Annotated in this window: 27 protein-coding genes and 2 pseudogenes; 6 read left to right on the forward strand and 23 right to left on the reverse strand. The window is 42.0% G+C overall.

The window, feature by feature from the left end; translation table 11 throughout:
* Positions 1–41 precede the first annotated feature (41 nt).
* Together RQP52_RS35420 and RQP52_RS35425 are read right to left on the reverse strand one after the other, a co-directional pair.
* Complete coding sequence (locus RQP52_RS35420) at positions 42–929, reverse strand: AraC family transcriptional regulator (RefSeq protein ID WP_315956151.1); 888 nt, start codon at positions 927–929, stop codon at positions 42–44.
* Between the two features lie 72 nt (positions 930–1001).
* The gene (locus RQP52_RS35425) at positions 1002–2381 is read right to left on the reverse strand and encodes an ADP-ribosylglycohydrolase family protein (protein WP_315956152.1); all 1380 of its coding nucleotides are present in this window, start codon (positions 2379–2381) and stop codon (positions 1002–1004) included.
* A gap of 233 nt (positions 2382–2614) precedes the next feature.
* On the opposite strand from RQP52_RS35425, the pseudogene RQP52_RS36590 reads away from it, so the two are divergent.
* Positions 2615–2877, forward strand: a pseudogene (locus tag RQP52_RS36590) (PfkB family carbohydrate kinase).
* A gap of 17 nt (positions 2878–2894) precedes the next feature.
* On the opposite strand, the gene RQP52_RS35435 reads toward RQP52_RS36590, so the two are convergent.
* The 5 genes from RQP52_RS35435 to RQP52_RS35455 form a co-directional block, all read right to left on the reverse strand.
* A complete protein-coding gene (locus RQP52_RS35435; RefSeq protein WP_315956154.1) occupies positions 2895–3485 on the reverse strand; it encodes a right-handed parallel beta-helix repeat-containing protein in 591 nt (196 codons plus the stop codon).
* 72 nt (positions 3486–3557) lie between these two features.
* On the reverse strand, positions 3558–3812 hold the full coding sequence (locus RQP52_RS35440) for a hypothetical protein (RefSeq protein ID WP_315956155.1): 255 nt from the start codon (positions 3810–3812) through the stop codon (positions 3558–3560).
* Between the two features lie 182 nt (positions 3813–3994).
* On the reverse strand, positions 3995–6922 hold the full coding sequence (locus RQP52_RS35445) for a sugar-binding protein (RefSeq protein ID WP_315956156.1): 2928 nt from the start codon (positions 6920–6922) through the stop codon (positions 3995–3997).
* A 3-nt stretch (positions 6923–6925) separates the two neighbouring features.
* Complete coding sequence (locus RQP52_RS35450) at positions 6926–8908, reverse strand: CBM35 domain-containing protein (protein WP_315956157.1); 1983 nt, start codon at positions 8906–8908, stop codon at positions 6926–6928.
* 222 nt (positions 8909–9130) lie between these two features.
* Complete coding sequence (locus tag RQP52_RS35455) at positions 9131–9307, reverse strand: DedA family protein (protein WP_315956158.1); 177 nt, start codon at positions 9305–9307, stop codon at positions 9131–9133.
* A gap of 193 nt (positions 9308–9500) precedes the next feature.
* Between RQP52_RS35455 and RQP52_RS35460 the strand changes: the two genes are divergently transcribed.
* Together RQP52_RS35460 and RQP52_RS35465 are read left to right on the forward strand one after the other, a co-directional pair.
* Positions 9501–9665, forward strand: coding sequence for a hypothetical protein (locus tag RQP52_RS35460; protein WP_315956159.1), 165 nt, complete (start codon positions 9501–9503; stop codon positions 9663–9665).
* A gap of 323 nt (positions 9666–9988) precedes the next feature.
* Positions 9989–10492 (forward strand): C40 family peptidase, encoded by a 504-nt coding sequence (locus RQP52_RS35465; RefSeq protein WP_315956160.1) that lies wholly within the window; start codon positions 9989–9991, stop codon positions 10490–10492.
* A gap of 233 nt (positions 10493–10725) precedes the next feature.
* Here the strand turns inward: RQP52_RS35465 and RQP52_RS35470 are convergent, their stop codons facing one another.
* The 8 genes and pseudogenes from RQP52_RS35470 to RQP52_RS35505 form a co-directional block, all read right to left on the reverse strand.
* Positions 10726–11034, reverse strand: coding sequence for a hypothetical protein (locus tag RQP52_RS35470; RefSeq protein WP_315956161.1), 309 nt, complete (start codon positions 11032–11034; stop codon positions 10726–10728).
* Between the two features lie 573 nt (positions 11035–11607).
* Entirely contained in the window at positions 11608–12330 is a 723-nt protein-coding gene (locus RQP52_RS35475; RefSeq protein WP_315956162.1) for a glycosyltransferase, read from the reverse strand.
* A 657-nt stretch (positions 12331–12987) separates the two neighbouring features.
* Positions 12988–13209, reverse strand: coding sequence for a hypothetical protein (locus tag RQP52_RS35480; protein ID WP_315956163.1), 222 nt, complete (start codon positions 13207–13209; stop codon positions 12988–12990).
* A 1-nt stretch (position 13210) separates the two neighbouring features.
* Positions 13211–13990: a COG4280 domain-containing protein gene (locus RQP52_RS35485; protein WP_315956164.1), complete on the reverse strand. Its 780-nt coding sequence runs from the start codon at positions 13988–13990 to the stop codon at positions 13211–13213.
* An 18-nt stretch (positions 13991–14008) separates the two neighbouring features.
* Positions 14009–14533: a TOBE domain-containing protein gene (locus RQP52_RS35490; RefSeq protein ID WP_315956177.1), complete on the reverse strand. Its 525-nt coding sequence runs from the start codon at positions 14531–14533 to the stop codon at positions 14009–14011.
* A pseudogene (locus RQP52_RS35495) lies at positions 14531–14959 on the reverse strand (ABC transporter ATP-binding protein); the annotation flags it as partial. The pseudogene RQP52_RS35495 and the gene RQP52_RS35490, both read right to left, overlap by 3 nt.
* 225 nt (positions 14960–15184) lie before the next feature.
* A complete protein-coding gene (locus tag RQP52_RS35500) occupies positions 15185–15451 on the reverse strand; it encodes a hypothetical protein (protein WP_379175147.1) in 267 nt (88 codons plus the stop codon).
* 105 nt (positions 15452–15556) lie between these two features.
* Entirely contained in the window at positions 15557–15832 is a 276-nt protein-coding gene (locus tag RQP52_RS35505) for a hypothetical protein (protein WP_315956166.1), read from the reverse strand.
* Positions 15833–16012: 180 nt separating this feature from the next.
* Here RQP52_RS35505 and RQP52_RS35510 point away from each other — a divergent pair, with 180 nt between their 5' ends.
* Both RQP52_RS35510 and RQP52_RS35515 read left to right on the forward strand, forming a co-directional pair.
* Entirely contained in the window at positions 16013–16513 is a 501-nt protein-coding gene (locus tag RQP52_RS35510; RefSeq protein ID WP_315956167.1) for a Chromate resistance protein ChrB, read from the forward strand.
* A gap of 25 nt (positions 16514–16538) precedes the next feature.
* Positions 16539–16985, forward strand: a complete 447-nt coding sequence (locus tag RQP52_RS35515) for a chromate resistance protein ChrB domain-containing protein (protein WP_315956168.1) — start codon at positions 16539–16541, stop codon at positions 16983–16985.
* Positions 16986–17330: 345 nt separating this feature from the next.
* On the opposite strand, the gene RQP52_RS35520 is transcribed toward RQP52_RS35515, so the two are convergent.
* The 6 genes from RQP52_RS35520 to RQP52_RS35545 all read right to left on the reverse strand — a co-directional run bounded on the left by RQP52_RS35520 (position 17331) and on the right by RQP52_RS35545 (position 22849).
* Positions 17331–17492, reverse strand: coding sequence for an alkaline phosphatase family protein (locus RQP52_RS35520; RefSeq protein ID WP_315956178.1), 162 nt, complete (start codon positions 17490–17492; stop codon positions 17331–17333).
* 106 nt (positions 17493–17598) lie between these two features.
* Positions 17599–18189 (reverse strand): FtsW/RodA/SpoVE family cell cycle protein, encoded by a 591-nt coding sequence (locus RQP52_RS35525; protein WP_315956169.1) that lies wholly within the window; start codon positions 18187–18189, stop codon positions 17599–17601.
* Between the two features lie 66 nt (positions 18190–18255).
* On the reverse strand, positions 18256–19500 hold the full coding sequence (locus RQP52_RS35530) for a D-alanyl-D-alanine carboxypeptidase family protein (RefSeq protein WP_315956170.1): 1245 nt from the start codon (positions 19498–19500) through the stop codon (positions 18256–18258).
* 147 nt (positions 19501–19647) lie between these two features.
* On the reverse strand, positions 19648–20364 hold the full coding sequence (locus tag RQP52_RS35535) for a type 1 glutamine amidotransferase (protein WP_315956171.1): 717 nt from the start codon (positions 20362–20364) through the stop codon (positions 19648–19650).
* The gene (locus tag RQP52_RS35540; RefSeq protein ID WP_315956172.1) at positions 20345–21832 is read right to left on the reverse strand and encodes a Mur ligase family protein; all 1488 of its coding nucleotides are present in this window, start codon (positions 21830–21832) and stop codon (positions 20345–20347) included. Before RQP52_RS35540 ends, RQP52_RS35535 begins: the two co-directional genes overlap by 20 nt.
* An 831-nt stretch (positions 21833–22663) precedes the next feature.
* Positions 22664–22849 (reverse strand): hypothetical protein, encoded by a 186-nt coding sequence (locus RQP52_RS35545; RefSeq protein WP_315956173.1) that lies wholly within the window; start codon positions 22847–22849, stop codon positions 22664–22666.
* A gap of 574 nt (positions 22850–23423) precedes the next feature.
* On the opposite strand from RQP52_RS35545, the gene RQP52_RS35550 reads away from it, so the two are divergent.
* The gene (locus RQP52_RS35550) at positions 23424–23864 is read left to right on the forward strand and encodes a hypothetical protein (RefSeq protein ID WP_315956174.1); all 441 of its coding nucleotides are present in this window, start codon (positions 23424–23426) and stop codon (positions 23862–23864) included.
* A 526-nt stretch (positions 23865–24390) separates the two neighbouring features.
* Here RQP52_RS35550 and RQP52_RS35555 read toward each other — a convergent pair.
* Entirely contained in the window at positions 24391–24846 is a 456-nt protein-coding gene (locus RQP52_RS35555; protein WP_315956175.1) for a GNAT family N-acetyltransferase, read from the reverse strand.
* Positions 24847–25067: 221 nt separating this feature from the next.
* Positions 25068–25583, reverse strand: a complete 516-nt coding sequence (locus RQP52_RS35560; protein WP_315956176.1) for a GrpB family protein — start codon at positions 25581–25583, stop codon at positions 25068–25070.
* Positions 25584–25761: the final 178 nt, after the last annotated feature.

The raw sequence follows: 25761 nt of genomic DNA on the forward strand, positions 1-25761 counted from the left end.
ACTGCTCCTTTCTATTTTAATCAATGTTCGGATCATCATATCTAAAAAGTACAGCTGCGGCGGTATTCCTCGGGTGACTGCAGAACGTATTGCTTAAAGTTGCGGTAAAAGGTCGCCATACTCTGGAAGCCGCAGTCGTAACAAATATCCGTGACACTCTGCTCTGACCCGGCCAGCAACCGCTTAGCATGTTGGATGCGAAGGGTAAGAAGGTGGTTCTTAAACTTCCTGCCTGTCGCTTCTAGAATCAACCGAGATAGGTGGGACTGGCTGAGGTGAAACAACTGGCCTAATTGAAGTAGATCGAGATCCTTCTGATAATGCTCAGAGATATAGGATAAAACAGGACGAATATGCTCATAGTTTCGTAGACCATCATTCCATTTCGAACTGCTTATCTCCTGTTTAGACAGGCGGAGCAGCTCTACGCACAGTGACAGCAACAAGCTCTTGATAGCTGTTCGAAACCCGGGAGCCATCCTTTCCTTCTCCTCCCACATATGCTGGATAATTAGACGCAATCGTGCCATACTCTCCATGTCCCCCTTCAGGAGATTACTGAAGTGGAAGGGGTAATACCGAAAAGGAACCATTAACTCAGGTTCTTCCTTCTCCAAGAGTTCGGGATCGAAATTAATAAAGACGAATTCACACGGATCGTCCTCATCCGCCTGTGCAATATGAATCTCCAGTACATTCACAATGAACGTATGACCCTGAGCAATAGGATAAGTCCGGTTCCCAAAATGGAATACCCCCCGCCCTGATAAACACAAACCAATTTCAAAGCTGTGGTGATGATGTTGGATCTCCAAGACGGTTTGGGGAACCCATTTAAATATATTTACAGGTAATTCACAGTCGTCATAAGTAATATGGTGAATCAAAATGAACACACCTTTTTCGCGATACTGTTCTATTCTTATCATAACAGAAAAACGTCTTGCAAAGGAAACTCCGCTCCCATGCAAAACGCTCTTGGAACGCCTATTTGATTATCGCTAGCCCTTTAACTTTCTGAACACGTCATAACTTCTCCGTGCGCACTCGGATATAGCAATCGGATGGAACCCTGTCACCTCGGCGTACAACGTATCGTTCAGCGGCTTTACCCAATGGTTCGGCAGCTGCCTGGCTCCTAATGCCGCCCCCATAATCGAACCGACCGTGGCTCCGTTACAATCCGTATCCCACCCACCCAATACGGAAGTGGTTACTGCGACGTTGAAGTCCCCTTTTGCAAATACAAGAGAAGCCGCCACCAACGCTGCATTGTTATTCGTGTGCACAGGATCGTAATGCTTGAATGCTTCCCAAATCTGTTCGACCAAAACAAGCTGATCGTTGGTACTTTGTGCGATCTTCACAGCTTGCTGTACGTCATGAGCAAGTCGGCAGTTCCGAGGAATCTCACTCAAACCAATCTCAACAATTCGGAGCGGGTCAGATTCTACGAATGCCGCAGCGATCATCGCAGCAACGAACATTTCCCCGTAGATCCCATTGCGCACATGAGAGAATGAAGCGTCACGCCAGGCGAAATCCGCGGCCAATTCCGGTTGACCGGCCGCTCCATAGGCGAAGCCGTCCGCACGAATTTGCGCTCCGATGTATTCGCGGTATGGATTGAGATAAGTTCGAATCCAATCCTGTTTTTGCGCCCAATCGGCGGGTTGTCCGTTCACTTCGTAATGATCCGTTACTTGGGCAAAATTCAGATAGGACTGCGTTTCCGCCGTGCACACTTGCTTATAGGTCAGCACCTCATGCCACAGCTTGCCGATATCCCAAGAGCCCCATTGCTTCCCTTTGCGCTCTAGCATCATCAATCCCAGCACGGTGTAACGGATATCATCGTCGGTTTGCATATAGGAAATTCGTTCTAGCACGCTTTCCATTCCATATGGCGCTAATTTAATGCCATAGTCTTGCTCGGCTGTTGAAGCGCCCGGTGTATAATCCGTAATCGGCCAAGCATTTGCCCCTTTAAACCATAGATAAACATTCTCCCAACCAGGTCTCCCATCAGACCCTCCCATAAAGCACGGGTACTCCAAAGGTTTACCCAAGGCGCAGCCAATGGATCTTCCCAACCATGCGCCATGAAATTTATCTAACCACTGATCAGCATTCAAATTATCCTTGAGAATTCGCGGTCCTACAGGGCGTAGCTGCTTAATCGCTTCCAATTCATTTGGTTCGTCAACATTAGGCGCTTGGGGTTCTAGCGCGCACATTTCTGTGTAAATAGCCATCAATTTCACTTGATTATCCCCTGCTTCTTGAATACGTGCAGGGAACCCGTCAACCATACAGCCCTCATCTCTTCGCTGCTGCACTTCTGCCTTCAATAATTCTTGTAGTTTTACCCATCCAGCCATATGATTGCCTCCATTGTTATCCTGTCATCTTGTCTATAGTGTAAAGGAGAATCTTCTCGAATACTTCTCAATATGTGCATCCCATTCTCATTCTTTGTGAAAATAAGGTTCATTATTTCAATTCAGATGTTCAAGCCTTACACTAGGAATAAACCGATAGAGTCAATGATAATATCATATGCGAAAGGAATGAATTCTTCATGAAATCACTCTATGTTGTAGTCAGTATCAATATGGATATTGTGAACGAACTGCGCAGCTTCCCACAGCCTGGAGAAACAGTAGAGAGTCAGCGAACCTCTTATCACCCTGGAGGAAAAGGAGCCAATCAAGCCGTTGCTGCAGCCAAAGCGGTGCTTCCGTCCGAATGGTAGGCGCGATCGGTACAGATCCGTTCGGGAGTCGTCTCCTGCAATCTTTGGGAGACAAAGGTGTGCATACCAAGCATGTATGTCAAAAAGAAGGCGGTCGGTTTGGCATTTATTACGGTAAATGAGACTAGAGAAAACCATATCATTTTGTCACCGTCTTTCCAATGTATGCGGGAGCATTCTTGGTACTATCGATAATAATTCCGTTACCATCAGAATAATCTTGTGTTTTCTCCCATTTGTCCAATGTCTTATTGTTATACACCCGATTGTTACGAATGATGTTTCTATAGCTCGTGATATATGAATCCGTATTCTTGGGAGTCAGGATCGAGATGCCGCTTGTCGCATAAAGCGTATACCAGGAGTTGTTGTATACCGTATTGTTCTCAATGGTCAAATAATCAGCATCCGAGGCACTAATCCCCCCGCCGGGCACGTCATGAACGATATTATTCTTCACGATAATGTGATGAGGATAGGAGGTGCTCCCTGCTTCGGGCTTCATATAAATGCCATTCGTCTGCGTTTTGTGGACATAATTCCAATCAATGGAGTTGGTCGGTTTATTTTGTACAAAATGATTATACCGGGCTTTACCATCGCTTAATGTAAGATTGGTATTAGCTCCTTCGATTTCAAAACCTTCAATTCTAATGTAGGAAGCGTTTACAACAATGTGATTCCACGCATCAATCGCCTTGAGCTTAGGCCTATGACCCGGATAGGCCAAGTAGCTGATATAGCCGCCCGTGGAGTTGGAATTCCCGGATCGCGTAATATGAATATATCCTGATCGTTTGTCTTATAATAGGTTCCATTCATGACACACGGTATCTCCCGGGTTGGTCAAATTAGCGGCATATTGAATGTTCTTGAATGGTGTGCCGGGACTGGTTCCATAACCGCTGGCATCCACACCTGTGTCGATATCGACATAGTACGTTTGCACAGCGGCATACGCAGGTGCAACGAAAACAACCGTGGAACAAGTTACAAGCAGAGATAAGAACAAGCTCAATAACCTTGTTGATTTGTTTAATCCGAATCCTAAACCCATTGACCGTTCCTCCTTCAATAAACAAAAATATGGCATACCTTACAAGATACCCTTGCTACTGCATTCGAAGCCCAGCACCTCCTTATCCAAGTCATTTAAGAATCGGGGAACAATTCCACGATTATTCCCCGACTCTTACGACTATCTTCCTATCGTATAAACAGGTTGCGCTTCTTTGATAATTACTTCATATAAATTCTGTAGATCAAGACAGCTGCTTCTGCTCTCGAAGTGTAAGCTCTTGGGGATAGGTTGACGCCATCTCCCTGGACGAAACCAGCTTTTACAAGAGCTGCCACACTGTCTTCCGCATAGTCGGACACTTGATCACCGTCTATGAAAGGGTTCAAGTCTGCAGCAGCAGCCGTTGGCAATGCCTTGCCTGCTGCATTCATCGCTCTTGCGATCAGTACCATCATATCCTGTCTAGTGATCGGTTGTTGCGGTGCGAATTGATTATTCCCTTCTGAAGCATCCACATCAGAGAGATTGGTGCTCGCCTCCGCTTCCAGTCCTAACGTTCGCGCCAGCAGGGCTATGAAATCAGCTCTTGTTATGCTCTCACTTGGCGCGAAGGTCGTATCGCTCCTGCCGTTAATAACTCCTTTGGATACCAGCACCTCAATCTGATGTTTAGCCCAAGAGAAGCTCCCCAGATCCCCGAAGCTTTTCACTTCATATCCGACGGCATATTGGCTAAAGTGTGTCGTGGTGAAAGTGACCTTCCCTGCAGCAGGATCATATTTACCGGATGGAATTTTGACAACCTTGCCCTCCCCGTCGATATACCAGATCGCGATATGTTCCGGGTTCTTCCGCTCCTCCTCAGTCGGCTGATAGGCAATAGATACGGTTGCCGGAGCTTGATTGTTTTTCCATTCGATCCGTTTACCATCGACCAAGAGAGCCAGATCCAACACAGGCTTATGGCCGATTTTTTCCTTAAGCTCATTCTTCAAGCTGGAGGTATCCGTTGCTGCGATGCTGAGCTCAACTTTGGAAGATCCCGTCATCTCTTTTGCCTTCAGCATATGATCTTGAACGGTTACGGTTGCTAGAGCGGTCTGGATTTCCAGCTTGTTGGTTCCATCTCCATCTTGAAAGAACTGGATAGGCAGACCCTGCACATAGGACTGAGCTCCTGTAATTGGTTTAACTTCCACAATCGCTTTTTTGGTACCTGTTCCGCTGTTTGGGGCTTGTGCCAGCAGCTTTAGAAGAAGCTCCTGTGTAAGATGAGTTGTCGCTACTGTGCCTGTGAGGGTCGGAGTTAATCTAACCAAGGAGCCCTCAATTACAGAAGGACTCGGCATTGGTGCTGCGCCTGATGAACCTGATGAGCCTCCATTACTTGGAGTGTTAACTGCTTTTACAATTACATTGGCAACCGCTTTGAGAGCAGTCCCACTAACCGTACCGTTAACCGCAAAGGTTCCTGGGCTTACATAACTGCTGGGATTCACGGCATCCCACAAGACGTTCACCGTCGATGTAGAATTATCACTATACACGGCTGTGACGACAGTTGGCAGGATTGGCGCAGTTCCAGCCGTAGTACTCACCGTAACAGGTTGAATACTTGCAAGAGTTGGAGCTGCTGCGAAGGTTACATTGCCAAACCATTGCGTAGAGGCATGGGAGTTGAATCGTTGATTGCTCCACATGGTAGCATTATCTCGAATGCCATCATAGTTACTGTCATCACTGGCACCAGCGTCAAAGCCAATGACGGTTCCAACAGCACCTGTTATCGTTCTGAGCGGGAGCGCCGCTTCGATCACATAGCCGCCTTCTACGATGGTTGCAGCAGATGAAAAGCTGCTCGTCGTCGCGTTTTTGCCCACACTTTTCAAATTCAAATAATTGACCCGATAATGGCTATCGTCGGACTGGTACGCGACCGTATCTGCATTGTTCTCATCAATAAAAAATTCCATGGAATCATGTTCAAAGAGATTGCCACCTGTAGCCTTCAAATTGGCATCCTTCACTTCTGCCAAGACATACAAATTATGCTCATCCCATAGCAATCGCATGGTTGCCAACGGCGCAACCTTCGTCTTATCACTTATCTTAAGTGCTTGGAAGCTTTCGGCGGAAGACCATAGACCGTCGACTTGCCCATCAATCGTCGGTGTGCCTTGCGCTGCTTTAGCTCCCAGAACTTGATCCGGCGGCGCCGGATTGAATTGCACCGAATCATCGACTACGGGATTTGTACTGTTAAAAGCTGATTCGTATGCCCCGATATCCACCCGTCCATTCGAGCCAGGTCCTCCATACGGACGCGCGTTTCCTTCCACATCCAAGCTTGGTGCATACGTGCGGGTACCTTGATCAATGGCGGGTGAATCGGCCTGCAAATGGAAATCGTAGGTTGCTTCTGTTACAGATACGAATTTCGGATCTATCACTTGTTCATTCTGTCCGAGAAAGCGAACGTTGCCGCCGTACACATTGTACGCAAACAGGTTGTTCCAACCGCTGTTTAAATTGGCATATTCGTCCTCTTCATCTCTGGCAATGGAGATGTTATTTAAGAAGACCGAATTGTCAGCGGACTGGGCATCCATATTCGGATATTTCAAGTACGGACTTCGACTGTTATGGTAAATCGTATTATTGATGACATGGATGTTATTGCTTCGATAGGCATGAATGCCACCGCCGCCATTGTTATAGACGACATTATTCACAACCAGCTTTTTACCCTTATAGGCTTCATCCACATCAAAGATAATCCCATTGCCATCGGAGTAGCCTTTCGTTCTTTCCCACTTCACCTTCGTTTCATTGTCATAAACGCGGTTATTGCGAACGATTATTTTGAAGTCCGTCGTATTGTTGTCGGTATCATAATCATTCATGAAGCTGATGCCGCTAGTCGCATAGAACGTATACCAGCTGTTGGAGTGGATATCGTTATTCTCTACGGTAATATAATCACCGCCGCCGCCAACCCCTCCACCTGCCATGTGGTGAACATGATTATTTCTGACAACGATATGATGACCAGTTAAGGTTATGCCGTTCGTGTTAGTCTTGGCATAGGTAGACCAATCTGAACCTCCGGCAACCTTGCTATTGTAATTGGCCTCGCCTTCAGCCAAGGTTCAGCTTGAATTGGTGCCCTCAATTTCAAGACCGTCAACAATAATATAGTTGGCATCCACCTGCACCATATCCCAGACCCCTTTGATATTCGGGGGAAGAAGCAGCTTTGGCTTATGAAGCGGATCATACGCCTTGTAGGTAATGTAATGCGCTACCCCGGTCTTTGTATCTTTTGCACCAGAACGATTGATGAGTACCAAATCATTCGCATCATTAGCGGCAGAGTAAGTACCTGGCATAATGTTGACCGTATCTCCCGGATTGGTGACACTTACAGCTTTATTAACCGTCTTGAATGCGGTTGATATAGTGAGACCATTATTCGTATCCAGTCCAGTAGGACTTACATAATAGACGACCGGCTGTCCGATATACGGCTGTTCTACGAATAGAGCGCCCGGATTCGGGTTGCTGACGGGTGCCGTGCCTGTTGCATTTGAACCCAAAAGTTGAATATCGTCAACAAGAATCTTCGTTTCTTGCCGCGCTCCGTCCTTGACCTCCAGGAAGAAACCTTTTAGTCCTCCCAGATAAGCATCATCTTGCTGCGGTTCGCTATTCACAATCTTGACATTGTTCAGATACATGTCGTAGCTCTTGGTATCCAGGTAAACAATCAGTTTCACTTTATAGACGGTATCCTGGGACCAATTCGCTCGCGCTGCTAATGCTCCAACGGATGAACTGTCTGAACGTGCATAAATCAGATTATCCATCCCAAAGGCAAAAATGGTACTCTCTAAACCCGCTGCACTAACGAGTTTAAATAAATAATTCGCCTTGTCATCCTTCAGGATGAAGCTCGATTCGAGCGTATAGTTCTTCATCGGAACCGGCGCAAGCCAACTTGTATGGAAGGGAAATCCAGCAATTCCTTGCTTCGTTGCCGGCGAAGTCACTTCTGCCCAGCGGGAACCTGCGTGATCTACAACTTTGACCGTACTAGCTGATGTGCTCTTCAATGCGCTGCCGCTAATCAACAGTGAATTCAACGCCGCTCCTGCAGCCGTACCCGCAATCACGGGGTCCACATCCGAGTTTTCAAAAGTGGTCGTTCGAAACGTTTGATCGCCTAGTTCAATTGAGGCTTCAGATACAAATTCAAAGCGATCAATCACCGGGGTGGCATTCGCACCGATCCGCTCAATCTTTAGCGTATTCACCCCTGCATGCAAATCGATGCCCACAAGCTCCTCGAATCGCCAATTAGCCCATGCGCCTGTTGCCGCGCCCTTGGCGTCTTGAACACGCGTACCATTCACCGTTACGGCATACGGTCTGGCCGTGCTGCCGTTGGAATACCTGACTTTCATCGTATACTTGCCCGTTTGAGGAACGATCACACTGTTGTACTGCATATATCCGGCGACACCTGCAGCTATACTGGCATAACCCGTTCCGGAGAAGCCAGGTGCAGTGCCTGTATTAGCCGCGATTGTTACATTCGAATGAGCAGCACCTGCGCCATTCTCCGCTTCAAATATTGCCGCAAAAGGCATCACTTCCAGGACGTCTACCTGAGGACCGTCAGCGCTTTCAGAGGAAACTTGGATGAGATTGGGTCCTTGGTTTAACATCACAACCGCAGTGAGAACGCCCCAAACCGGTGTCGGCCCTTTGCCTGTCTGGCTGCCGGCGAATGTAGCCACCTTCTGGCCGTTCACATTCAAGCTGATCGGTTTAGGTGCAGAATCCGTATTACTATAGTTGATTTTGACCATATAATTTCCGTATGTAACCGCTTGCACGGATGACCAGGTGAGACTTGAACCCTTCGACTTATCCCCCAAATCCCTGTATCCTGTTCCTGAATAAACAGCACCTGTAACCGTTTGCGTACCTACATCGACTCCTGCAGCTGATTCTGCTTCATATTGAGTTTCACCAGCGGCGTATGCTTGCGTACCCGGAATAACAGGTGTGAGAATCGCCGATAATACAAGGGATACCATGACGATCCAGATCAACATTGTTCTCTTCAAAGTTCTAATCCTCCTTCGTTACATTTCCTTTTGAGTAAATCGCTTACATTTTCACATGAAAAATTTGAAGGAAGAAAGCTATCGAACCCAGCCATCCCAGCTCAATAGCCTCCCGCTTCTCCTAAAGCATCTTCTCACAGGTTCGACTTGCTGCCAATTTGACCTTAGTTTATATCCAAGATACGTTAATAACATATTCCATGGTAAGCAGCCCAGGAACGTTTATAGCACAAATCGCGTGAAATTCATTTTTGCGATTCCAGCTGGCAAGGAAATAAAGGTGCGGATCAGCGGAAAATTACGACCGAAGAATGCTGCCCATTCGCCATAGCGACCAAACCATCGCTCAGCCTTGTCCATATGTTCGGGCTTGATCCACAAATATTTGCCATACTTCACGAGCAATAGTTCTAGCACACTTGGTTCCTATCCAATATATAAGAACCGAACCGACTAGATTCCCCAAGACTCCCGCACTTACAACCTCTACGTAACTAAGTGATCCTTTTTGAGACGTTTTGAATACTTTCTGAGGTCATCTACTTTGGAGTAGCGAAAGACGCTGCTGCATCTCATCATCCAGAAGATCACTTTGAACGACAAGCGCCAGATCGACAAGATCGAAATGGTCTTCGACAAGACAACCGAACAGCATTTATTAAGCCTAGCCCCTTCTGCTGAAAGACAAGCGGAAGGGGCTTTCCCTTTTGGCGTGAAAGTCCCTAAGCTGAGTCACAAGTTAACTATTGTCATTTGATACAGACCCCGGTATCAGCGAATCAATAAAAATGACAATTAAGATCTTGGCAAACAAGCTTACCTGCCATTAATCTATTCCGCTATCGTTCTCCATTTAGAGTTAAACAAATATAGTACGTTTTCCTTAGATTGGAGATGTCAAGTATAATCCACTTATCGTATTCTCATTAATTTCTAATAATAACGATTTTTCCTAGAACCCACTTGTCTTGGGAACTTCTCTGGTAAATCCTTTCATTAAAAACTATGGTATAGTGGGCTCAGGTGGCCGAGCTGGTCTACCAACTATACTAACTAGATTCATAAGGAGGATGTTCGAACATGACACACGTGAAGAAAAATCGCCTTAGCCAATCATTAGTGGGCATAGCTTTAAGCCTTTCCTTATTCGGTTCGGCAAGCCTACTGCTGCCTGCACCGTCTGCGCAAGCCGCAACGGTGAGCGCCTCAAAGGCAGATCAAATCGTGAATACGGCACTGTCTTACCAGGGTAAAGTGAAATACCGCTTTGGCGTCAAAGATCCGCAACACCTGGCTTTCGACTGCTCCTCATTCACACAATTTGTATTCAGCAAAAACGGTATTTCTATCCCATGGGGCTCCAGTGCCCAGACTCGCGTCGGATCGCCTGTAAAGGACAAAGCACATCTGCAGAAGGGCGATCTCGTGATGTTCAGCGTCAGTACACCGGGCCACATCAACCACGTCGGTATCTATTTGGGTAACGGCAAATTCGTTGGCAACTCGCCGAGTCGAGGCGTTGCCATCTATGATTTGAACTCGGGCTATTGGAATAACCGTTATATCACCGGCCGTCATTTGTAAAATTGAACGACATCCGTAAACCGCGACAAAATCATCTTAGCCATCTAGGTTCCCCTCATTATCAATCACGACCGAGACGGTGTCGAACCAAAACAAAATATGCCTCATAACATTTAACTATGCTGCCCGTTAGCCATACATGCAGCTCGAACGTCAATAAAACAAGGAGCAGCTGTCGAGGCAGATCTGCTCCTTGTTTTTATTCAACTTCGTTACTCGTCAGTTAAGCAAGTTCAAGCATTTCGCGAGGAAGTGCACCTGTAGATTATTAAGGGATCAATTTGGAAGTTGACCCCTTCTCTTCTTGCTGTTCCACCTTTTCGTGGACTCGATACATATTCAGATCCATCTGTTGCAAAAAGGAATCTGGCATTGCCTTCTTTTAGATCATACTCCAGAATCTCCAGTACATCATCTAGAGCTAGGTAACGGATACTGTTCTTAAGAATCAGTGTTATATTTTTAAAATTCCTGCGAATATTTTCAAAAAAATCTTTCTGTGACAAAAAGATTGTAATTTGAAATTTGCTCAAAGCAGCCATTTCAACCACTACCTTAGATTGAATACTTCTTATTATTCGGTAATGTTGCGAAATGCAACAAGATCAAGCCTAATTATTGAGCTAAATCGTTCAACTCAATTTCCCAATTCATAAAAAACCACCAATTAAGGTGGAATGAGGGTAATGTTTGACCATACAATATATGTACGTTTTTTGAGAAGACCTAGACTTAAGTCTAATTACTGAAGTTTTTACATATAGAGACTCACGAATACTATCAGGAACTGATTAGTTCCCTCATTATTGAAGGAAACTCCCGTTACTTCAATGTACAAAAAAGTGACCCACAGCAACTTGCTGTGGGTCATAATTATTTATATTTTAAAGGGGGTCAGTTTTATTATAGGCTTGGTTCATTAAAGCTATATGAAAATAAGATTTCATTCTTGTTACATTTATTCAGCTAACGTTCTCCCGTTTAGCTGAATAATGACCATTCGAAGATGTATTTCTGTCTCTCTTATGGAAACTAACCTTCTTCTCCTTAATTATCTAGTTTTGTCTTCTAACCCACAATCCCTGGCCACAACAAAAGACAACACCCCTTATTTGTTACAACCTTACAAGGCCCTTATAGTTCAGAGTGTGTTTGACCAGCTTGCTATTTTTAAGCCAATAACGATCCTGCACTTTCATAGTATGACTCTTTGGATTTTTTCTTCGAATATAAACATAATTGAATTTATCTGTAGAATAAATTTTAAATCCTCTAGCTCTACATTTTTTTAAAAACCGTGAATCTTCACCTAATGATATATTTGCAAATTTCACACGATTGAATACCTTTTTCTTAAACATAATCGTTCCGCCGGCTACAAATCCGACTAGTCTATCTCCTCGGTTAGGATTACGAAGAAACAAGCTTTTTTTTGAATGTAGATAAACATATACGGAGCTTTTCCAAACAACATCTACATCTTTTCGCATTAAAACACTCATACTTCTCCTTAAATAGTTCGGTGCATAATAATCATCATCATCGAACTTTGATATATATTTATATTTAGCTCTGGCAATGGCAAAATTCAAACAGTTTCCTAGTGAAGTTTTTTCAGGAATACGGTAAATCGAAACATTTTTGAGATTCTTAGCCTTATTTCGGTAGGGAATTAGGCTTACATCATCTCGATTGACGATAATAATAAGTTCTTTATTAATTCCAATCTGATTATTATAATTTCTAAATACATTATTAATAAATTTGGAGTTATTTGTACACGTAATAATTGAGACTCCTTTCGTAGCAGTAGAAACATGAAGATCTGCAAAGCTCATACTATTTCCCCCTTCCATCAATATATATAATTCTATGTTGCTAATTCATAAATTGTATGGACATCTGCTATAGTAAAACGTGAATGTGCAAACATTAATCTAGTCTAAAACCTTTGAGATTTCTAATGTTATTTATCGAAAATATGATCATCACTATTAACAAACTCATTTGTTACATAGTCTCTTTTAAGGAGCACTTCCTGCCTGGCAGTTCTTCTCCCCGTCTTAGATAAAATGCTTTCATATTTTGGTACCATTTCAAGATAAACGATTCTATGTACATTCACCTTTATAACGGGTAGCATTTCGGAGACAATTATTTTCTCCCTCCTTGCCAAAGCAATATTATAACTGAAATTATTATAGTAATATCTAAAAATTTCACTTTCCCCCTTTAAGAATGCAGTAGTATTTTTATTTCATTATTCTGTTTCCTTTTTATGTTACCTTGTGTCCGTTACACCCAAACAAACAGGGAGCAGTTGCCACGGCAAACTACTCCCTGTTTGTTTATTAAACTAAAATTTTCCGCTAGTTCACGAAACCACTTATCATCACTCTTCATAATGAAATTTTCATCGTACGAGGTTTCCTTTGGAACTCCTACTGACAAGTCACCTTCCCACCGACACTGAGTGAGTTATTAAAGTAGTTTCATTATCTTCCCGCTACACCCTTATCAATACCCTGATTCTTATTTAATTGGTGTATGACCGAAACCCATAAAGAAACTAGTAACCCCAGCCAAATGACAATTGCAGCAATCCATGGGTGATGAATGTACGACAAAGCCGCCCCAATCATAATAAACAATCCGAGAGTGTAGGCCAGTCTACCATCGTCGACGATAAGTCCCCAAAGAGTAGCTAATACTTTCATTCTAAATCGCCTCCGACTTCCTCTGACTAATCGATGCAGATCTATTCATGCGGGATTTGCAATGGCGAATTATCATCCAGGAAAATAATAATAGGGTGATCGCCATATAGACAATTGATAAATCTGCTTGGGGCCACTCGACAGAAAAAGCTTCACCAACCCAGAACGCCCCGAAGCTAGTTAGCATTAGACCAACAATAAACTTCATCGTGTTCTCTGGCACTCTAATGAGAGGTTTGCGGAATATAATACCAACCACCAGCACTACTACAGCTCCTAAGCTCGCACCAAGTACCGATGCATTCATAAGATTGGCACCGCTCGTTCCAAGCGTAATCACGATAAAAATCGCCTCCATCCCTTCTAAAAACGTAATACTGAAGGAGGTAATGAACCCGAAGGAATCAATTCCTCGGCGAATTTGACCGGCATTTTGCTGCCTTTGTAACTCTTTCTCGTAACTCTCTTGTTCATCATGCAGTGCTTTTAAACCGGCATAACGCAGAATTGCCTTCCTCAGCCACCGAATACCGAATAACAGCATAAATAATCCCACGATAAGCTGAACCCAACCAATATGAATCATATGTACTAATGGGGCTCCAATGGCAAATACCAACAGAGCTAAAATAGCGAGTGCAGCCCCTGCTCCGATTAACGCGCTTCTCCAGCCCCTTACGGCTCCTACGGCCAAAATAACCGTTAAAGCCTCAACAAATTCGACACTTGTTCCTAAAAAACTAGACAGCGCCGCGTAGTAAGTAAATATCAAAGTCTTCACTCCTCGCGATGATTTCGTTTACACAGATTGAATCTCACGCCACTTATGAATCGGAATCCAAAGACGAACGCTTTCACCAACTTTAATTTTCTCGTTATGTGTAACTTCGATGGGGCGTTCGTACATTGGAATGTCAACAAAATATCGATACTTCTGCCCCTGATAAGAAGCCAATACAACAGTACCTGAAAGTTCTTCCATCTCGATCGGCACTGCCATTTCCTCCATTCCAAGAACTATTTGCACGTCTTCAGGTCGGATAAAGAGACTGCCGATGTGCATATCGCCTCGAAGGATATTCGCTGAGCCCATGAATTTCGCCACATACTCAGAAACAGGTTCATTATAGAGTGTTTCGGGAATTCCCTGTTGCTCACATCGTCCATCCTTCAAAATGACGATCTGATCAGCCATACTCATGGCTTCCATCTGATCGTGCGTTACATAAACAACTGTCATGCCAAGCTGTTTAAAAATTCGCACCAGTTCTACTCTCATTTCGTCCCTCAAACCGGCATCCAAACTGGACAATGGCTCATCCATCAGAATTAGGCGCGGCTCTGGCTCTAGCGCGCGAGCCATTGCAATTCGCTGTTTCTGGCCACCTGATAGCTCATGTGGATATTTAGCCACGTATTTCTCCATATGAAAAACCCCTAATGTTTCGAGTACCCGCATTCGGAGAGCATCTCCTCGTACTCCTCGTAGCTTGAGCCCAAATGCTACATTCTCAAACACATTCATATGCAGTCATAAAGCAAAATCTTGAAACACCATTCCAATGTTTCTCTTTTCAGGAGGAATCTCTCTACCTGCCTCCGAAACAGTGGTCCTGTCGATCAGGATCTTCCCTTCATCAATTGAAACAAGACCTGCAATGGCTTGCAGCAGAGTCGTCTTTCCGCAGCCTGAGGGACCAAGCAGCGCCAGAAAGTCGCCTTTCTCAATAGATATGTCGATTCCGGACAAAACTTGTTTTTCTCCGTATTAAATGCTACAAAAATGAACAAATAGCCACAGACTGTCCAAAGCATGTTCCTTCCATTTTGATCGCAATGCACACGAATTTGGTTCTGAATCATACTGTAAGAACCTTTACCCAGAATAAATTTTTGACTCCACAAAGCAATTGCGATAATTCCGATCAAAACGATCGACAGCACACCCAATTGCGAGAAATTTACGGGCATTTGGTTAAAGTGCTGTGAAAATCGAATATGTCAGAAGTGGGATGTGTGCCTGTGGAACAAGCGCTGAGGCAAATCTGAAATCACTGACAGACTCAGCAAACGAGAGCGTAGCACCAGTCAAAATCACCGGAAAAGGCAACGGGATGTTGATCCTCATCCAAACAATAAAGGACTTCACCCCAAGTATTCTTTCCGCATCTTCATACTCTGGCCCCAACCCTCTTAGACTTAGAACGGATAAATAAACGACACGGAACAACCGAAATGACATTGCTGCGATTAACCCTCCTGGAGTAAATAAGGCCTTGCATACTAGAGGGACCATAGAACCAAGTAACATCCCACTGTGGATTTGCTTTCTCAGCTTGAATTTTGGCTAAAAGTGACCTGTTGAGTCATCGACCAACTTTACTTTAATACCACTTTTTTTCTCGAAGGCATCTGCTATGACTTGATCAAATCCTACAGCCGAATAGATAACTAATTCTTTGTCCCCACTAGATGCAGGAACCGTACTCGCCGTTGAAGCCGCCTTTGTGGTAGAATCAGAAACAGCAGTGCTTGGGGTACTTGCAGCTTCTCCTGCCTGTTTTGAGGCAGATAAACCGCACCCCGTTGACAATACTGTTACAGCTGGAAAAACCTCACCCATTGTAATAACGTAAAATTTCTTTAAGAAAATTCCCTCCTAAGATAAAAGATCTATTCCTATTTTTATCATAATAGGTCAGGGAATTTATAACAATGGTTACATTGTAACAGTCGTTATAAGTTTTTGTAAATAGTTTATTTTATAGATTGGGGATTATAAAATTGGAGGGTGTCTTCTAAGGTGAACTGGATCGTATTTATATACAAGCTACCATCTAAACCAACGAAATACCGTGCTTATGTGTGGAGAGAAATCAAGAAATACGGTGCACTTTATTTACAAGATGGCGTTTGCATCGTTCCCGATACAGATGATGTTCAACTCTTTATTGGAGTGCTTGCAGAAAAGGTCGTCGAATTCGGCGGTCAAGAGTTCACCTTTCATTCAACGACATTCTCAAAAGAGAAAGATGCGGAGATGGTTCAGCAGTTCAATGAAACTCGCGATGCGGAGTATCGTGAGTTGAATCCTGCGCTCGAACGAATGTTGGAAACACTGGAGGAAGAAGAAGAATGGGAGTTCAGCCCAGCCCAAGCGCTCAAAGTCAGAGATGATTTCCGAAAATTGCAGCGCTCGTTTCAAGCGATCGAAGCCAGAGATTATTTTGAGTCAGAATCTGGACGCAGATTACGATTGCAGATCGATCAATGCCGCAAGCTATTGAATCAACGCTTTCCATAATAATTTATATAAGGAGAACCAATTTATGAAATGGGTAACAAGAGAGCATGGAAATGTAGAACGAGTAGCCTGTCCATGGCTCATACAACGCTTTATCGATAAGGATGCAGAATTCGCGTTCGTGCCTAATCATACAAATCCTTCCGATATTACGGACGGGATCCCGTATGACATGAAAGGCGTAGAACTCGGTCATCATCAAGGGCGCTGCAGTTTCGAATCTTTTTTACTGAAATATGGCTTAGATGATGACCAAGCGCTTGTCATGATGGGTTCCATCATTCACGGAGCTGACATTCCCGTAGATATTGATATCACACCTGAATCTGCTGGGCTGCGAGCGATTGCCTTCGGCTTTCATTACCTTGGTATCAGTGATCATGAGAAGATTAGCCTGCAGTCGGTAATGTACGATGCTTTATATGCTTGGTGTCAACGTAAAACAGGACGCCTTTCACCAGAAGTTTCCTAATAATCTGAACCTTTTTAAATGATAAATTATATGGAGCTCTCTCCTTTGAATCCCCATGATAAAGACGATGCAATATGCCATCCACCACATAGTATAGCGAGTGTCTGTGCGGTGGATGTTCTTTTATGTCATAAGATCCCAAATACTCCCCACATCAATAAACCTTTACTTGTACCTTACTGCTGTTGTATAAGTATCGTTGTCTCTTGCTCTCCAAACAAATTAGTAAGTATTACTCGCCTCACCTTTCCTAAGGTTAGTTCTTAAATCTCCTAAGTTACAGGTTAGACCATCGCTCCAACAGATCGTCGGGATATGATTATCTTTCGAAGAATCATCCTCATCCTATGTAAGTATAAGCAAGCTATTATGGCTTTGTGCCAAAGTTACATAAGGGCCTATGTGGGTTTTTAGCCGATAATCTGCGGATAGAATCGTTCCATCGTGCATATCATTATCCAAACTCGGTATGACGAAAGAAACTGTAGGGAGCAGCTCGATTCCCAGTTAATGTCTCATATGAGTGATTTTCTTCTACAACAATGACGACATGATCAGGGGCTTGTCCCTTCATCAGGCGGGATAGTAACCTTTTGTTGCCCAGGAACTGTTGCTACCGAACTGCTCGGTGCAGGAGTTTGCCAAGAAGTGACCATCTCTGATTGAAGTGGATGGCTTGAGCTAATTGGAGCACTTGATTGTGAAACGATGGAAGTAAGACAATGGATGTTCCAAGATCCGGTTGATTCATAACAATCAGACAAGGTATTCCCATAACCACTATCATCGGGAGTACATCTTGAAATAAGCGTAGATATTCACCATTACGTTTTTCCAGCATTTTGCCTAAAAGTAAGATGACAAATACTTTTGCTAGTTCAGAAGGCTGAAACTCCATGTAATGCAGATTGATCCAACGCTGAGATCCATTGATGTTCATACCTTTAAACATGACGAAAATTAAAAGCAGAATTCCGATTATATATAAAATGACGGATAAATGTCTGACAATACCCCGGTAATCGAGCACAGCCAAGAATAGCATGGGTACAAACATGACTGCGAACATGATTAAATTATTCATATGCAGGCCGGCAAATTTCGTATTATTAGTGGCACTATAGATCACTATCGTGCTTAAAGCCATGAAACATAACATTAAAGTGATAATAATAGGATCTACTTTTCTCGCTCTAAGCAACATCTCTTTGAACACTCGCGGCTCCACCTTCTGGAAATATTTTAGTTAAATACTGATGTTCGCCATTCCTCAGGCTTCATAGTTTTTCTGAGTGTATGTTGAAATTAACTTTTGTTGTTTGCGCTTTTGCATTAGAATGAATGAACCAAGTGCTAAGAGAAATAAGCCAGCAATCACCCAAAACAGCCAAATTGTTGATGATGATTGACTTCCCCCTTTGGTTATAGGGGCAGTATCAATTTGAATGACCTCTTTAGGGGACACAATTGGAATTTGCATCAGCATCTCCCCATTTTTTTTAATTTGATAATCGCCAATCACCTCGCCGGCCGCGATCGTTTTCTTCCCACTTTGCCGCGGTGTAAAAACAGGCGAATACGTATAAACAGCGGCATCACCTTTTCGTTTTGTCAAAACATATGAATTCCCCAGTACACCTTGAACGTTCTCGCCATAAAAGGTTGTCTCACCCGCGATATCCCCTTTTTTAAACATTTGCTGTACATCGAGGTGGTCGAGTCCATAGTTTCCTATCGTTTGCACGTCTTGATATTCATTTCCTCGCGATGATTTCATGACAACTGCGATAACTGTTTTATTTTCTTTTTTCATATATTCAATTAACGTGTTTCGAGCTTGGTTAGTAAAACCTGTTTTCCCTCCCAATGCGATTGGATTCTGAAAAATGAAGCTGCGATCTTTTATTAGTACAGTCCGCTGGTCCGTCTTCACCTCTGTCTTCTCGGTTCCCATTGCTTCCATGATGGCGGGATATTTCATGGCTTCTTTGGCAAGCAGAGCCAAATCATAGGAAGTTGTATAATGCAGGGGATCATGCAGACCGTTAGGTGTAACGAAATGCGTGTGTGTCATGCCGATCGACGCTGCTTTTGTATTCATCAGCGCGGCAAAAGCGGCTTCATCGCCTCCAACATGTTCGGCTATCATCATTGCTACATCATTGGCCGAGATTACGAGCAGTGCCCTCAAGGCTTCTTCCTTTTGCATCTTCTCACCGATTTTCATATTAAACACAAAATTGCTGACTTCTTGCTGAGTGGCTTTTTTACTGGCCGTCATCCATTCACCGTCCGTCACATGATCTTCTAAGAGAATGGCGGTCATAAGCTTCGTTAAGCTAGCAGGAAATGCTTGTTCATCTTTGTTTTTTTGATAAAGTACCTCTCCTGTCGAACTATCGATCACAACACCTGTGCCGCTATAAATAGCCGGGGGACTGGTCTCTCCATAAGCGATTCCAACTGGGCCCAGTATTGCTGTGATCATTGCGATGATGAAGACCACTTTCTTCATTACATTTCCTCCTGAATATATCAATAACTTTATGAAGTTACGCGTGTATTTTGATTACCGAACTTTCACGAAATTTATTATATGCTTAGTTCCTTAAAAACAAATGAAAACAAAAAAGCCCCATCAAGGGAGCTTTGTTCAGCCGCATTATACCGTAAGACAAATATTTTCTGCATGTTTTTTTGTCTCGTATTCCAGTGTATCATCAAGTTCTATTAGTTCTTTTCTCCCATATTTCCTTTCAATCGCGGCGCGAATGATATGATCCGTTAAGGATGGATTTTTAGGCAAGATTGGACCATGAAGATAAGTTCCAATGACATTGTTATAGCAAAGACCTTCTGTGCCATCTTCCCCATTATTACCATAACCTATGATGACGTTACCTAATGGTTTGTAAGAGTGATATGTTCTCCCCGAGTGATTTTCAAAGCCTACTACTTTACCGAATTCGTTTGTTTCAATTAAAATATTCCCGACCCGACGATCCTTTTCTGCTGAAGAGTGAAAATCACATATTTCCATTCCCATATGCTTAGTTCCTTCTGAAGTAACATAAAAATTCCCTAGAAGTTGATATCCGCCACATATGGCCAGACAACTAATACCATCTTCAACACCTAATTTAAAATCTTTTTTAATTTTAAGTAATTCCTTTGTAATCAAACCTTGCTCACGATCACTCGCCCCACCGATGAAAATAATATCTACAGATGATAAGTTCATGTCATTTGTCGATTTTATATCCACAATCTTTAAATGAATCCCTCTCCATTCACACCGTTTTTGAAGCGCAATCACATTTCCTCTATCTCCATATAGATTTAATCTATCGGGGAATAAGTTATAGAGTACAAGATTCATTTTCCTTCTTTATACTCCTCTCCGTATGGTTTTTCACCTCTAGTAATGCAGTATAGGTCGGTAATAAATAAGTGGGCATTGGGTGGCTAAATGCATATTGTATCGCTTTCTCAATAGATGGAATTTTAATAACTTTATTAGGATCAATCCCAGCATACTTAAGACGAAGCGTGATATCTGATGCTCGGGTACCCGAGCAAATGATTCTTTGGATATCTTCCCTTTGCAAGCATTCAAAATCAATGTCCCAGATCCAGGAAACATCTTTCCCATCCGCAATAGAGTCATTGATAAAGTAGACAATTTGCTTCTCGTAATGAGTAGAGAGGATCTCTGATATGGAAACATTCATACCAGATGGATTTTTATTGAGATTAACGATATATGGAAATCCTTTATAAAAAAACAAATCCATTCGTCCATTTGCCAAATGAAAATTAAGCAAAGAATCTTTTATGTTTTTATCCTGGATACCAAGTTCAGTTGCACAAGTAATAGCAGCCAATGCATTATATACATTATATGTACCCGTCATCTTCATCTGATAGGTCCCACTTTTCATAGAAAAAGTTATGGGGTTGCTTTGAATTCTGTCAATTTCGTAATGTGGGGTTGGACGTTCAAATCCACAGGAGCAGGAAAAAAAACCTAGCTGGTTGAAATGAATGTGCTCATACAGCATTTCATCACCGCACATTGGGCAATATTTGGACTCACTCGTTCCGTAATCTCCAAAAGCATAGGCCCGTTTACCAAGTCCGTAATAGATATTATTTTTGTTAAGAGAGCTAAGCCGAAAAACAAAGGGATCATCCGCATTTAATATCATTTTCGTTTCAATGGGATGTATAGCCTTTTCAATATCTTTGATAAGCATGTCTATCTCCCCGTAACGATCCAACTGATCACGAAAAAAATTAGTAATAATGAGCATTTGCGGTGTGATTTGTTTCAAAATGGCAGGGAGACTTGCCTCGTCAATTTCCAGTACAGCATAGTCGTACTTTAATTGGCCCAAGATCGTCGTATTATTTATTAAACAAGCGGCTACGCCAGACATCATATTTGCCCCTTCAAAATTATTCACAATTTTCATTCCCGTTGACCTTAAGAGGTGTGCTAACAAATTTGAAGTTGTCGTTTTGCCGTTTGTACCTGTTATAAAAATAAAATGTTTAATTTGATGAGATAATTTTCTTATAATGTTCGGATCGATTTTTATTGCAACTACGCCAGGAAGTGTGGATCCATGATGACCTAATAATCGGCTTAATTTACCCGCGGTCTTACCGCTAATTATGGCGACATTTTTTTTTATCATTACTTCAGCTCCCTTCAGAATTGTAAAAGCGCCCACGATGGGAATGAAAATTAATATACCCTTCCATTTGAGAAAAATACTTCTTCCCTTCATTTCAAATAAAGCTGAACAAGTTAGGTGAGCGAGAAGCTGCCCCGTTCTTTTCAAGCTGCATAGGGGATACAAAAACCCGTATTCCGAAATACAACCATTTTTCTAATAAGGATTGCGGTTTGGAGAAATAAATACTTTTATGGAATAAGACATGAGGTGAAGAATAATTGCCCGGGTTCTTTTTTTGGAAATATTACAACAAGTCACTCCTGACGATGGAGTTAGTAAAAAATGGTAATTGCTTTTTTTGCAAGCTAATAAAAAAACAAAAAAGGAGTTGCCGCGAAGCAAACTCCTTAACTATAGTGTCCCATTAGCAGAATGAACTTGATCGTCTCAATATATGATTCAACATGATTATTTTCATCATTTATAATTTTTTTTATTCTAACTATCCATTTATTTATAATACCCTAACAAGATTAACAGTAGGATAGGATTTAATAGTACCGAATGCCACAATCTCCACCACCTGTAGTGAAAATATCCCCAAGGTCCAGGCAGCAACGTAATTAACTCATATAAGGCGATGCCTATGACCAAATAGATAAAGTAAAATGTTTGTACTCTTAATGGACTTTTAAACGGATACCAATTTAAAAACATCATGTTAACGGGAGGAAGCAGTGCAAGATGCGCAGGCACACCTTTCCAGTCAATATCTTTGGTAAAATATCAGTAACCATGAAATGTAAAAATCAACAAAAGAATCAAATGTACCTTGTAAAATCGATGTAAATGTCCAAGTATGAACAATTTGGTTTGCTGTCAACCTCTTATTGGTTGTAAAAGTAATTACTTAATTCTAGATAAATTAATTGGCATAATTGAAAATCCTGCCGTGCAGCAAGAATTTCGTAGCTCGATTGGATATAGCCCTGTTCTTTATTTTGCGGGTTCCTTAAGATAAGCGAGCAGGTCCCCCTCTCCCTTGTCTCTTAAGTGATAATTTGCATCAAGGCAAACATCCCCAAAAGTTTCTAAGTACATATCAAATTGTTTCATTGCTGGAATGCTAAGTCGCTTGCCAAATTCCCGAATTTGTTGCGAAACAAGAAATAAATTATTCATTGATTCTTAAAATTGCTTTCTGGAATAATTCCGCTCTTGCAACAAATTTATTGTTTCAGATAGTGTCGAGTAGTAGTTTAAATCATAGCGCATTAAAACACCCCATTCAAAATTCGAATATAATACTTAAACACAATATTCCCAAATAGTAGGGTATGAGTGCTCGAATGAAGGGTACATGTCAACTTATTATTGATCTGTCCATGTTTTCGCAATCAGACAACCGACGCTACCAGTACAATGATAATTAGGCCGAATAGACAAGTTATGCCCTTCGGATCCGCTCTAAAAATAAGCTGTTACCAGTTTGTACCCATTTCAGAAAAGAATATCTATTCATAATGATAGTTAGATTCCCACTCAACCAATGTCGCCCTTTCTATTAATTACTATTAGTATGCGCAAATCTAGCTTCTATTAAACATTCAGGACTTTTTTAGTAGATTTGCTTTAGCTACATAAATCTATTAATGAATTTAAAAAGATTTATTTTGTAAATGGCTGATTGCTATAATGGATGATAACTATATCGAAGATACAAATAAGCCGACCTATTCTATAGGGGGGGAACATAATGAGTGAAAATAATAACATTAATATTATTTTATTAACAAATGCGATATTAAAAGATAATAAGCTTTCATTTAAAGCCAAAGGGCTTTATTTCAATTTAATTTTCTTAAACGAGGAACAGAATATAACGTTAAGTACAATAAAGAAAATGAGTCAGGTCGATAGTGACCGTACTATAAAGATGGGCCTAACTGAGCTTGAACAAGGTCGTTATATCATTCGAAAATCTCTTCAAGGCGGAGAAGTTAGTTGGGATATTAATAAAGTAATGAATAAAGAGATCAATAAAGAGCCAACAGTCTTAGAACAAACGAAAAAAAATAAATCGAAAAAACCTATCGCTAAAAAAGCACAGCCTAAAAAGAGTACGCGAACGCGAAAATCACCACCAAAAAACGGTTTGAACCGTGCTTTAAGCAATTTCTTTAAAGAATTCTTTTGACTGAAATTATGTTATCTGCATGACCGACGAGAAAACTTTAACTGTGTCTTCTTTCACTCACTCTACCCGCGGGCTCTTCCATTTCTATTGTCTAACTAATAGCTTAGCGATGACTGATTCCGCACGGCGAGCCCTAAAAAAACTTCTACGGTTGTCACTTATAACACGAACAACCCGCCCTTGAACACATACGGAAGCGGGTTTTCTTTTAAATTGGGGCCGAGGCAATCGATCACTTCACTGCCCGATACGCCGCACGGCAAAAGTTATCGATTATTATTCAATGGCGTGGCGTTATCCTGCCCGTTCGTATTATAGTTTAATCATTTGGAAAATACTATCCCTGGCCTTCTGTCGGGAATGAGATAAAGTTCTTGTCAAAATCGGGAATGGGATAAAGTTCTTGTCATTTGGTTTTGACAAGAACTTTATCCCATAAAACAAAAAAGCCGCGATTTTCGCGGCACTTAATGAGATAATGTTCTTGTCACCCGACACTCGGCGAACATACATGTATGTTTGACCATCAATTTTCTGTAATGATGAGTTCCCAGTTTATCATGCAATTCGATGCGCCGGTTCTTGTCATACCCAACTTCTCTAACACGCGGACTGACGGCATATTATCTACCAGACACTCTGCCACAATCTTTTTTACTTTACCTGAAGAAAACGCCCATTCTATAATTGCGCCGACTGACTCTGTAGCAATGCCCTTATTATGCATCTCTGGAATGATGCCGTAACCGACCTCAACCGTTCCTTGATCATCGGGCTTCCCTTTAAATCCAATGTCACCGATAACTTGGTTATCCTCAGCCAACGATATAAACCACACTCCCCAGCCCATTATTTCTGGATCTTCCTTGAGGTTGTCCAAATATTTAGTTATGTGCTTCCCTACTTTGTACGATTCAGAAACTTGGTTAACATTTTCCTGGCTAAAGGCAGTAATTATCAGTCGTTCAGATATTAATTGCAATATATAATCCTCCTGTAATTTAAATAGCAAAGATGTGAATGAAATTATTGTCTCAAAGAGCACCCTATCTCATGAATGAAATTATTGTCTCAAAGAGCACCCTATCTCCTCAAGAGAAACTTTGTTTTTAATAAACTAATGCTGCCCTTTAGTTCAACAAAAAGCAGCTGATTGTGATGACCGGCTACCACTGTATCAGTATATTCAATTAACGTGTCCCGTTAATTGAATCCTAAGTTCTTTAAAATAGTATTAATAAAATCCGTTTTTGCATGAGAATAAGTAATTTTATCGGAATAATGAGTACTCGAAAGTTTTTCCTTTAGAGCTTGGTATCCATTCAATGCCTCGCTGTCATTCTGTAAAAAATCCCGAAATGCAAGTTGCTTTTTCATATATAAATTGTTTGTTTGAAACATGTGTATCTGATGAGTTCTGGGCTCTCCTTTGCTAAAGTAATACCTTTCTGGCAGTATATTTGTTCCTTTATATTCATAACCAAGTCGTTTCAATCCTTCAATACATTGAATACCGCGTTGATAATCATTCAGTTCGATTGCAATATCTATTATTGGTTTGGCGGACAAGTTCTTTACAGCTGTACTCCCAATATGGTGAACTGCTAGGACAAGTTCACCAAGTTCAAATTTAATCTTTTCACTTTCATTCCTAAATTCTGTTACCCACTCATTCGTCCAAGGAATAAGATAAACTTCCCCTTTCGGTAGACCAAGCATTTGCCTCATCCTCCTAAAGATTATTCGAATCAATTATAGCAGATATTGGAAGTATTCTGCCCGTTACTTCCCTCGGTATTAAGGGATTTTCTCACGTTTACTCGCTCATTCGCAGGATTACATCCCTCTTGGAAAAAGGATACAACGGTTTAGTAGTGGTGGTGGCACCACCGAACGG

It is taken from the genome of Paenibacillus violae (assembly GCF_032461945.1).
In the GTDB taxonomy this organism is placed as follows: Bacteria; Bacillota; Bacilli; order Paenibacillales; family NBRC-103111; genus Paenibacillus_E; species Paenibacillus_E violae.